The organism is Burkholderia sp. KCJ3K979, assembly GCF_016759955.1.
In the GTDB taxonomy this organism is placed as follows: Bacteria; Pseudomonadota; Gammaproteobacteria; order Burkholderiales; family Burkholderiaceae; genus Burkholderia; species Burkholderia orbicola.
In genome coordinates this window covers 1-9161 of sequence record NZ_JACFYV010000247.1, presented here as the reverse complement: position 1 = coordinate 9161, position 9161 = coordinate 1, and the positions used below count along the sequence as shown (strand labels likewise).

9 protein-coding genes and 2 pseudogenes are annotated in these 9161 nt (G+C 70.2%); 3 read left to right on the top strand and 8 right to left on the bottom strand.

Annotation, left to right across the window (positions count from 1 at the left end; translation table 11 throughout):
- A pseudogene (locus tag H3O04_RS31080) lies at positions 1-126 on the top strand (IS481 family transposase); the annotation flags it as partial.
- A 67-nt stretch (positions 127-193) separates the two neighbouring features.
- Here H3O04_RS31080 and H3O04_RS31075 read toward each other — a convergent pair.
- Positions 194-925 carry a metallophosphoesterase gene (locus tag H3O04_RS31075; RefSeq protein ID WP_202589143.1) on the bottom strand — a complete coding sequence of 244 codons (732 nt, stop codon included), beginning with the start codon at positions 923-925 and terminating at the stop codon, positions 194-196.
- A gap of 133 nt (positions 926-1058) precedes the next feature.
- Here H3O04_RS31075 and H3O04_RS31070 point away from each other — a divergent pair, with 133 nt between their 5' ends.
- Complete coding sequence (locus H3O04_RS31070; RefSeq protein WP_027808987.1) at positions 1059-1712, top strand: DUF1345 domain-containing protein; 654 nt, start codon at positions 1059-1061, stop codon at positions 1710-1712.
- A gap of 6 nt (positions 1713-1718) precedes the next feature.
- Here the strand turns inward: H3O04_RS31070 and H3O04_RS31065 are convergent, their stop codons facing one another.
- The gene (locus tag H3O04_RS31065) at positions 1719-2387 is read right to left on the bottom strand and encodes a glutathione S-transferase (RefSeq protein ID WP_074806578.1); all 669 of its coding nucleotides are present in this window, start codon (positions 2385-2387) and stop codon (positions 1719-1721) included.
- A gap of 97 nt (positions 2388-2484) precedes the next feature.
- Entirely contained in the window at positions 2485-3192 is a 708-nt protein-coding gene (locus tag H3O04_RS31060) for a class I SAM-dependent methyltransferase (RefSeq protein ID WP_202589142.1), read from the bottom strand.
- 315 nt (positions 3193-3507) lie between these two features.
- Here H3O04_RS31060 and H3O04_RS31055 point away from each other — a divergent pair, with 315 nt between their 5' ends.
- The gene (locus H3O04_RS31055; protein WP_185921400.1) at positions 3508-5160 is read left to right on the top strand and encodes a DUF3459 domain-containing protein; all 1653 of its coding nucleotides are present in this window, start codon (positions 3508-3510) and stop codon (positions 5158-5160) included.
- 72 nt (positions 5161-5232) lie between these two features.
- Here H3O04_RS31055 and H3O04_RS31050 read toward each other — a convergent pair whose 3' ends face one another.
- The 5 genes and pseudogenes from H3O04_RS31050 to H3O04_RS31030 all read right to left on the bottom strand — a co-directional run.
- Positions 5233-5817 carry a thiamine phosphate synthase gene (locus tag H3O04_RS31050; protein ID WP_202589141.1) on the bottom strand — a complete coding sequence of 195 codons (585 nt, stop codon included), beginning with the start codon at positions 5815-5817 and terminating at the stop codon, positions 5233-5235.
- A gap of 22 nt (positions 5818-5839) precedes the next feature.
- Positions 5840-7183: a hemolysin family protein gene (locus H3O04_RS31045; RefSeq protein ID WP_006479462.1), complete on the bottom strand. Its 1344-nt coding sequence runs from the start codon at positions 7181-7183 to the stop codon at positions 5840-5842.
- Positions 7184-7259: 76 nt separating this feature from the next.
- Entirely contained in the window at positions 7260-8039 is a 780-nt protein-coding gene (locus H3O04_RS31040) for a sensor histidine kinase (RefSeq protein ID WP_124476639.1), read from the bottom strand.
- A gap of 67 nt (positions 8040-8106) precedes the next feature.
- On the bottom strand, positions 8107-9030 hold the full coding sequence (locus H3O04_RS31035) for a DMT family transporter (RefSeq protein ID WP_202589140.1): 924 nt from the start codon (positions 9028-9030) through the stop codon (positions 8107-8109).
- Positions 9031-9070: 40 nt separating this feature from the next.
- Positions 9071-9161: pseudogene (locus tag H3O04_RS31030) on the bottom strand (LysR family transcriptional regulator); the annotation flags it as partial.

Sequence of the window (9161 nt, the reverse complement as noted above, 5' to 3'; positions counted from 1 at the left end):
ATCGAAGCCTTGGCGAGTTGGCAGCACCACTACAACTGGCATCGTGCCCATAGCGCCATCGGCGGCGTTGCGCCGATGGCCAGACTTCCCGCGTCGAGAAACAACCTCTTGACGCTTCACAGCTAGCGTTCGCCTGGCCGGGCGCGGCGGGCGTTGCATGGCGCGGAGCGGACACCGGCCACCGACCGGCCCGTCACGGCAGCGGCCAGTCGCCCGCGTGGCGTTCGCGCGCCTCGGCCTGCGTCATCGACCACGTGCGGCCGGTGCGCGGCTCGGCGAGCGTGAGGCGCCCGGCCGGCGCGAACGCACCCGTGTCGATGAACCATTGCGCGCCGATCCGTTGCGGTTCACGCACCGGCGTATGCCCCGTGCAGGTCAGCGACAGTCCCGCCTGCCGCGCCGGATCGGCGAGCCCCTGGACCAGATCGCGGCCCCAGATCAGCCGCTCGCGCACGTCGTGCGGATAGCTGCCGGTATCGAGATCCGCATCCGAGCCGAAGAATTCCGCATGCAGCACGTTGAAGCGCGCCGGGCCGTCGCCGATCACGCGCACGAGCGGCAGCGCGTCGACGCGTGCCGCATGCGCGTGCAGCCGTTCCGGCGGCAGGTCGGCGCCCCAGTCGCCGCCGATCCCGCGCCACGCGTCGGGCGGCAGCTTGCCGCGCGCGACGAGGCTCAGCACTTCCTCGTGATTGCCGCGCACGACGTGGCACCACGGCCGGTCGAGCAGGTCCAGCGCGGTTTCGGAGGTCGGGCCGCGGTCCACGAGATCGCCGACCGAGAACAGCCGGTCGCGGGCCGGATCGAAGCGGACGTCGTGCAGCAGCGCGCGCAGCACGTCCACGCAGCCGTGCAGGTCGCCGACGACGAAGTCGCGGCCGGCCGGGTTCGCGGGATGGCGGCAGAGCAGGGCGGTGGCGGTCATCCCCTTATCTTAGGCGCTCGTGCCCATCGCCACGTCACGACGGAATGGCGATAATTGGGGCGCGTTACCCGCCGGCGCGGCGGCTTTCCCGCGCACCGGCCGAACCCTTTCCATCCGCTTTCGGAATCACACGATGACGCTTTATCCGCAGGTATTACGCAACCGGCCGCGCATGGTCGCGGCGTTCGTCGCCGGCGTGCTGTGCGCGGTGCTGCTGCCGTTTCCGCTGCGCCCGACCGCGCGGGCGCTGATCGGCTGGGATTGCGCGGTCTGGCTGTACCTCGTGCTGATGTGGGTGCGCATGGTGACCGCGCATCATCACAAGGTGCGCGAAGTCGCGATCCGCGAGGACGAAAACGCGACGACCGTGCTGACCGTCGTGTGCCTCGCGACCGTCGCGAGCGTGGCGGCGATCGCGATCGAACTCGCGACCGCCAAGAGCGTCGGCTTCAGCGCGGGGCTCAGCCACTACGCGATCACGGGCGCGACGCTGTTCGGCGCGTGGTTCCTGATCCCGACGATCTTCACGCTGCACTATGCGCGGCTCTATTACGGCTCGCCGAGCAACGATCGCGCGCTCCGTTTCCCCGACCGGAACCCGGAGCCCGATTACTGGGATTTCCTGTATTTCGCGTTCACGCTCGCGGTCGCGTCGCAGACGGCCGACGTGTCGCTCGCGAACCGCTCCGCGCGACGCTCGGTGCTCGCGCAGTCGATCCTGTCGTTCTACTTCAACATGGCCGTGCTCGGCTTGTCGATCAACGTCGCGGCGGGGCTGCTGAGCTGACGCCGGCTACTTGAGCAGGTCGTACCGGCCGCCGCGCTCCAGCGCGCGCTGGTACGCGGGCCGCGCATGGATCGTGTCGAGAAAGCGCGCGATCGCCGGATACCGGCTGCCACCGCCGCGCGCGGTCGCGGCTTCGAGCGGAAAGCTCATCTGGATGTCGGCCGCGCTGAAGCCGTCGCCGACGAACCAGCCGCTGCGCGCCAGCGCACCGTCGACGTGGCCGAGATGCAGGTCGATCTGCGGATCGACGAAACCCGACTGCAGCGTCGCGGCGATCTTGCGCGCGATCGGCCGCGCGAAGAACGGCATCGGCGCATGCGCGATCCGCAGCGCGACGAGCTTGAGCAGCAGCGGCGGCATCGCCGACCCTTCCGCGTAGTGCAGCCAGTACGTGTAGTCGTGCCGCTCGGGCGAACCGGGCGGCGGCGCGAGGCGCCCGTTGCCGTAGCGTTCGACCAGGTATTCGATGATCGCGCCCGATTCGGCGAAGGTGCGGCCCTCGTCGGTCACGACGGGCGACTTGCCGAGCGGATGGATCGCGCGCAATTCGGCCGGCGCGAGCATCGTTTTCGGATCGCGTTCGTAGCGCACGATCTCGTACGGCACATCCAGTTCTTCGAGCAGCCAGAGCACGCGCTGCGAACGCGAGTTGTTCAGGTGATGGACGGTGAGCATGTCGAGGCCGGAAGGGGGCGGGAACGACATCATACCGAGCGCACGCGGCGCGTTCGCGAATCGTGTGGTGCGCGTCGTGGCGCACCGCATCGAACCGTCATGCGCGCCGCACCGCGATCCACGCACCCCAGAACAGGCTCGCGAAAAAACGCAGCGGCGCATCGAAGCCCGCGTCGCGCAGCAGCGCGAATACGGCTTCCTCGGACGCGGGCGGATCGGCGCCCTGCAGGATCTTCGCGAGTTGCGCGCGCACGGCGTCGGGCGTGGCGCCCTTCATGCGCCAGCGCTGCTGCCAGGCGTCGAGCAGGCGAGGGTGGTGCGCGTAGCGGCGATGGTTGCCGGCGAGCACGAGCGGCGCGCCGGGCTTCAGTCGCCGCGCGATCGCGTGCAGCAGCGCGGCTTTCGCGTCGTCGCCCGACACGTGATGCAGCACGCCGATCAGCGTCGCGCCGTCGAACGCGGGCGCATCGGGCAACGCGTCGACGCCATCCTCGACGAACGCGGTACGCGCGCCGAAACCCGCGGCCTCGACATTCGAGCGCGCGAGGGCGAGCATCGGCGCGGACGGGTCGACGGCCGTGAATTGCCAGCCCGGTTCGAGCGCGGCCGTCACGCAGATTTCCTGCCCCGTACCGCCCGCGCCGGCCACGAGAATCCGGGCATCGGTCGCACCGATCGCCGACGCGAGCATGCAGGCGGCGAGTTCATGGCAGGCGTCGTAGCCGGCGAGCGCGATGCGCGATTGTTCGGCGTATTCGTGCGCGCGTGACGGATCGAATTTCGCGGCGCTGGCGGGAAGCGACATGGCGGGTTCCTCTTGACGGGCGCGGACGACGTGTCCGCGAGCATGACGGGCAGCGTATGCGCGCGCGGCCGGCGCAACAAGACGAGCAATCATTCCGGTATGCCGACTACCCGACTCGCGGGTGCATGCCGCTTCGTTTCCGGCGGCGGTTTCCCGGGGTCGATTCGCATTTAAAAATGTCTGACCACACCGCATCGCGGTGGCGAATCCGGCGCATACTCGTTTCTCTCCCCCCGCCTGGCCGTCGCATGCCGGGCTCCGATGCGCTGCGCCAGTGGCGCGGCCATGCCGCTCGGTACGCACGAGGAGCGCATGATGTCCGATTGTCCGCATGATCCGTACGCGCAACACTACATCCATTGTTTGCCGTTTGGCGCGCAGCCCTGCGGCGCGCTCAGCACGACGCCGCGCACGCATTTCCGCGTGTGGGCGCCCGGCAGCACCCACGTCCAGCTCGAACTGGATACCGGCTACGGCCCGATGCTCGTGCCGATGACGAGCGCCGGCCCGAACTGGTTCGAAGTCTTCGTCGACTGCGGCGCGGGCGCGCGTTACCGCTATCGTCTCGACGATACCGTGTCGATTCCCGACCCCGCGTCGCGTTCGCAACCCGAGGGGCTCAACGGGCCGAGCGAGGTCGTCGATCCACGCGCATTCACGTGGCGCAATACGTTCTGGCACGGGCGCGCATGGGAGGACGTCGCGCTCTACGCGATCCGCCCGCACGCGGTGGGCGGCTTCGACGCCGTGCGCCGCCGCCTGCCGCAGCTCGCGCGCCTCGGGGTGACCGCGCTGGAGCTGCTCGCATCGCCGCACGACAGCCTGCCGTTCGCGCCGCTCGCGGCCGAAGGCGGCCCCGACGCGCTCAAGGCGCTGATCGACGCCGCGCACGGCTACGGTCTCGCGGTGCTGCTGGAGCTCGACTACGCGCGCTTCGGCAGCGGCACCGATGCGTTGCGCCACTACGCGGGGCCGTTCTTCCATACGCGCGACGATCCGCTGCAGGCCGCGCCGCTCGCGCTCGATCATCCGGAAGTCTGCGATTTCTTCTGCGACAACGCGCTGTACTGGCTCGACGAATACCGTTGCGACGGGCTGCGCCTGCGCGAAGCCGACCGGATCGGCGTGTCGTGGCTGCGCGAGATCGCGGATCGCGTGCGCGCCGCCGTGCCGGCCGACCGGCTGATCCACCTCGTGCTCGGCAGCGAGCGGCATCCGGCGCATCTGGCCGATACCCATTTCGACGCGCAGTGGAACGGCTGCGGCGAACGCGCGCTGCACCGGCTCACGGGGCGCGACACGTCGGCGCGCGAGCGCATTTCCACGCACCAGTCGATCCACACGCTCGCCCGCGCGCTGACCGCGGCCGGCGCGGCGTACCAGCCGGCCGCGTCGGCGGACGGGATGGCATTCGACGGCGGCCTGTCGCTGACGTCGCTCGTGCTGTCCGATGGCGCATGGCGCGACGGCGGCCCCGGCGATCCCGGGCAGGCGGCCGGTCTGGCCGCGCTCGCGCTGTCGCTGCTTACGCCGCAGATCCCGCTGATCTTCGACGAGACCGCGCGCGACATCGATCGCGCGCATTTCGTGCAGTCGGCGCTCGCGGTGCGCGCGAAGCTGATCGCGCCGCGGCTGTCCGATTGCCGGCCGCAGGAAGCCCATGCGCTGAAGGCGGACGGCGACGGCGATGCCGACGCGCTGTGCGCATCATGGCGGCTCGCCGACGACGAGACGTTGACGATCGCGTTGAACCTGTCGCCGGATGCGGTGCCGTTCGATGCGCCGGGCGGACGGGTGGTGTTCGAGACGCCGGCACGCGCCCGCGATCGGGTCGATGAAGGGGAATTGCCGCCGTATTCGCTCGTCGCGTGGCTGACCGGCGACGTCAATCGTTACGCGCTGACGCACGACGTGCGTCGCATCGACGACGGTTCGTGGCGCGGCATGCGTCCGAACCTGAACGCATGAGCCGGTGAACGCGTGAAGCGGTGCGGCCGGCCGCGGTCGTACGCAGCCGACCGCCTGCCGGAAAGCACCGAATTACCAGAACCCGCGAATGCCCGCGATGCCGTACGCGCCGTGACGGCGCGCGTCGTCGAGATGCGCGCGCGTCATGCCGCCGAGTGCGAACACGGGCATCGCGGCCTGTGCGGCCAGCGTGTCGAATCGCGCCCAGCCGAGCGCCGGCGCGCCGGGGTGGCTGAGCGTCGGCAGCACCGGCGACAGCGTGACGAAATCCGCGCCGGCGCCCGCGGCCAGCAGCAGGTCGTCTTGCGTGTGGCACGCGGCGGACACCCATCGATCGGCCGGCAGCGGCCGTTGCGCGGCGGCGCGCAACGCGGCGCCGTCGAGATGCCAGCCGGCGCCGTCGAGCCGTATCACGCCGGCTGCGTCGATCGGGCCGTTCAGCATCAGGTGCGCGCCGGCCGCGTCGCAGCGCGCGAGCGCCGCGGCGGCCAGCGACGCGAACGCGGCCGCGTCGAGCGATTTCACGCGTAGTTGCACGAGCGTTTCGCCGCGGGCGAGCACGGCCGACAGCCGGTCGAGGAACGCCGCCCGATCGGCCGCCGACGCGGACGCCGGTTCCGACGTGATCACGCAGCAGCGCGGCAGCGGCGCGTTCATCGTGCGATGCGACGCCGGGCCGTCATTCGTCGGCCTCTTTCGCGATCTTCGGATAGACGCGCACGAGCACGATGCGCGGCCCGTTCATCTTCTTCACGACGACGTCGAAGCGGTCGAACGACACGCGCTGCCCTTCGGTCGGCAGGTCGCTCAACGCCTGGATCACGAGGCCGCCGACCGATTCCGCGCGCCCTTCGTCGATGTCGATGCCGAGCGCCTGCTCGAGCGACACGACGGGCAGGCTGCCCTTGCCCATCAGCGTGCCGTCGTCGAGGCGGCTCCAGTCGGCGTCGCCCTGGCGGAATTCGTCGTGGATCTGGCCGACCAGCGCGCCGAGCAGGTTGTCGAGCGTCAGGAAGCCGATCGGCTTCTCGCCCTTGTTGCCGACCAGCGCGAAGTGCGGGGCGCCCTTGCGGAAGCGGCGGAACAGCTCCAGCGCCGGCGTGTCGGGCTTCACGTACTGGACCGGGCGCACGTAGTCGGAGAGATCCTCGAGCGCGGCGCCCGCGTGACGCGCGAGCAGCAGGTCCTTCAGGTGGATCAGCCCGCTCACCTGTTCGCGCGACGCATCCTCGAACAGCGGATAGCGGCTGAAGCGGTGCCGCGCGACGATCTCCATGTTGTCGGGCAGCGGCAGGTCGCGCCGCAGGCCGATCATTTCATGGGCCGGCCGCATCAGGTCCGACACGGTCATCGACGAAAAATCGAGCGAATGCGCGAGCGTGTTCCACTCGTCGTTGGTGTACGTGCCGCGCGCCGGCTGGGCCGCATTGCCGGCCGCGCTGCGGCGGCTGCGCAGGATCAGCTTCAGCTCGTCGGTCGAATAGTGCGCGTCGCCGCCGTGGTCGGCCGACAGCCCTGCGAGCCGCAGCACCGCGTTGGCGCTGGTGTTGAGCACCCAGATCGCCGGATACATCGCCCAGTAGAACGCGTAGAGCGGCAGCGCGACCCACAGGCCGACCTTCTCCGGCTGCCGGATCGCCATCGACTTCGGCGCCAGTTCGCCGACGACGATGTGCAGGAACGAGATCAGCGAGAACGCGAACACCAGCGAGATCAGGTGCACGACGCGCTCGGACTGGACGCCGATCAGGTCGAGCAGCGGACCGAGCAGTTGCGCGAACGCCGGTTCGCCGACCCAGCCGAGGCCGAGCGATGCGAGCGTGATGCCGAGCTGGCACGCGGAAAGATACGCGTCGAGCCGGCCGTGCACGATGCCGAGGATGCGCCCGCGCAGGCCGTGCTTGCGGGCGAGGGTCTTGACGCGCGTCGCGCGGAGTTTGACGAGGCCGAATTCGGCCGCAACGAAGAACCCGTTCAGGGCCACCAGGAACAACGCGCCGATGAGCGCGAAGATCTGTAACAAAGAATCGCTCCGGTTATGACAGGCCCATCAGTATAGAGCCAGAAAGGAATTTGTAATGCGTCGGGCGACCGCTTGCTTACACCGGCGCCTCGCAGGGAATCGAGAAGGTGAGGGTGGCGGCCGCGCCGTCGGCGAACGCGTCGTGCGTGAACGTGCCGCCGTGCGCGAGGGCGACGCGCTGGCATAGCGCGAGCGTCCACGCGCTGCGTTTCGCATCGCGCTCGTGCAGCATCTCGCGCCGCGCGAACGATTCGAACGCATGCGGCTGCGCGGGGTCCACGAGAACGCCGGCATTCACGGTGCAGGTGGCGCGCGCGGTGAACTGCGCGCCGTCGCGCGTGCAGGCGAACGCGACCCGGCTGCCCGCGGCGCTGGCTTCGACGGCCGTCGTCAGCAGGGTCCACAGCGCCTGTGCGACGCGTTCGCGATCGACGGTGAGCGACGGCTCGCCGTCCGGCAGCGTCGTGTCGAGCGCGACCTGGCGTGCGTCGGCGAGCGCGAACCGGACGAGCGCGACCGTTTCGTCGAGCAGCGCGCGCAGCGCGAACGGCTGCGGCGCGAGCACGAGCGTGCGCGTTTCCGCGCGCGGCGCGTCGAGCACGCCATCGATCAGCGCGACCTGCTGGTCGATGCCCGTGCGGATGCCCGCGAGCGCGCGCTGGAGATTGGGATCGGCATTGGCGAGCTGGCGCTCGAGCACGTAGGCCCAGCTGTGCATCGCATTCAGCGGGCTGCGCAGGTCGTGCGACGCGGTGGAGAGCGCCTGGTCGCGCAGGAACAGCGCCGCCTGGGCGGCGTAGTGCGCTGCGCGTTCGCGCAGCAGGTCGGCGGCGGGATCGACGGAAGTGGACGTCACGGAGCTGGCCTGTCGGAAGCGGTTGGCGTGGAAGTCACGCGAATCGCCATTATAGGGACGGTGGGCGTCACGCCGGCAGCGCGTCCTTGTCGTTTTTCCGTGCGTCGCCGTTCGGCAGCAACTGGCACGCGAGCAGGCCGGCGAGCATCAGCGCGCAGCCGACGAGCGCGCGCAGCGTCAGCGTTTCGCCGAGCGCGGCCCAGCCGGCGATCGCCGCGAACACGCCTTCCATGCTGAAGATCACGGCCGCGTGTGCGGGCGCCGCGTCGCGTTGCGCGACGACCTGCAGCGTATAGCCGACCCCGACCGACAGCAGCCCGCCGTACAGCAGCGTCGGCAGCGCGCCGCGCAGCATCGCGGCGCTGACCGGTTCGACCGCCAGGCCGACCGCGAGACACGCCACGCCGCACACGGCGAACTGCAGGAACGCGAGCACGAGCGGATCGTGGCGCTTCGCGAGATGGCCGACCGCCATCACGTGCGCGGCGATGATGACGGCGCCCGCGAGCTGGAACCAGTCGCCGTAGAGCACCGAGAAATGCTCGTCGATGCTGAGGAAATACAGGCCGATCGCTGCCAGCAACGCGCCGAACCACGTGCCCGCGCCGATCCGGTGGCGCGCGAGCGCGCCCATCAGCGGCACGATCACGACGTACAGCGAGCTGATGAAGCCGGCGTTCGCGATCCGCGTGTATTGCAGGCCGACCTGCTGCAGCGAGATCGATACGGCGAGCAGCCCGCCGAGCGCGAGGCCCGGCAGCAGTAGCGCCGGTTCGCGCCGGATCGCCGCGAGTTGCGCGCGCGACGCCGCATTCACCATCAGCAGCGGCACCAGCACGAGCGCGCCGAGCAGGAAGCGCAGCCCGGTGAACAGGAACGGCCCGATCACGTCGAGGCTCAGGCGTTGCGCGACGAAAGCGGAGCCCCAGATCGCGGCGGCGCCGAGCATCAGCAGGTTGGCGCGGAGGTGCTTGCGGGCGTCGGGCTTCATCGGCATTCGTCTGGAGATTAGGGGCGGCGGGCCCGCCAGTTTACGCCGAGATTGCAAGGCTGTCGGCAAACCTGCGCAGCGCGGCGGCGGCCCGGGCGTCGCGGACGCGCGAATACAGCACGACCTGCGAT

Bases quoted from the DNA above. Each gene is read 5' to 3' on its own strand.
- H3O04_RS31075 (WP_202589143.1), bottom strand. From the start codon at position 925: ATGACCGCCACCGCCCTGCTCTGCCGCCATCCCGCGAACCCGGCCGGC.
- H3O04_RS31070 (WP_027808987.1), top strand. From the start codon at position 1,059: ATGACGCTTTATCCGCAGGTATTACGCAACCGGCCGCGCATGGTCGCG.
- H3O04_RS31065 (WP_074806578.1), bottom strand. From the start codon at position 2,387: ATGCTCACCGTCCATCACCTGAACAACTCGCGTTCGCAGCGCGTGCTC.
- H3O04_RS31060 (WP_202589142.1), bottom strand. From the start codon at position 3,192: ATGTCGCTTCCCGCCAGCGCCGCGAAATTCGATCCGTCACGCGCGCAC.
- H3O04_RS31055 (WP_185921400.1), top strand. From the start codon at position 3,508: ATGTCCGATTGTCCGCATGATCCGTACGCGCAACACTACATCCATTGT.
- H3O04_RS31050 (WP_202589141.1), bottom strand. From the start codon at position 5,817: ATGAACGCGCCGCTGCCGCGCTGCTGCGTGATCACGTCGGAACCGGCG.
- H3O04_RS31035 (WP_202589140.1), bottom strand. From the start codon at position 9,030: ATGAAGCCCGACGCCCGCAAGCACCTCCGCGCCAACCTGCTGATGCTC.